General features: G+C 35.9%; 1 protein-coding gene. It reads left to right on the forward strand.

What is annotated here, in order from left to right:
* Positions 1–167 precede the first annotated feature (167 nt).
* Positions 168–596, forward strand: a 429-nt coding sequence (locus ACRCJ0_RS18535; protein ID WP_431391650.1) for a CYTH domain-containing protein, incomplete at its 3' end; no start/stop codon positions are given.

Genomic DNA, 596 nt, shown 5'->3' on the forward strand with positions numbered 1-596 from the left:
GTATATTCTATCACAAAAACCATTAATTTATAACAAGAAACTCAAAGATAGCAAGTCACCTTTGTCGTTTTATTCGTCTAAAATGCATGGTACCGCCAACCCCTTTTATTGTAAAAATTAGGTATATCTTGATATACTTAAGGCGGATAAAGAAAAGAGGCGATCCAATGGCAAAAAATTTAGAAATAGAATACAAAAATATTTTAAGGCAAGCAGAGTACCAGGAATTGTTTAACCACTATAATTTCGCGGAAACTGCCCCCTTAACCCAAGAGAATATCTATTTTGATACTGCCGATGGTGAATTGCGTAAACGACATATTGGTTTACGAGTGCGTATAACGGATACTTATGTCCATTTAACAATGAAACAACCTGTTAAAGACCATCAGAAATTGGAAACAACTGAAAAATTGTCCCTTATCGATGGCGAATCTATTAAAAAATCTGGAAAATTAAGTCATGGCGGTGAGGTTGCTGATTTCCTAGCAACAATTGATATGGCACTTGATGACTTAGTCATTATCGGGCGATTTAAAACTATCAGACACCAACAAGTGGTTGAAGGTCAAGATATGGTGCTGGACCACTGTTTC

The organism is Aerococcus sp. L_32 (assembly GCF_050689315.1).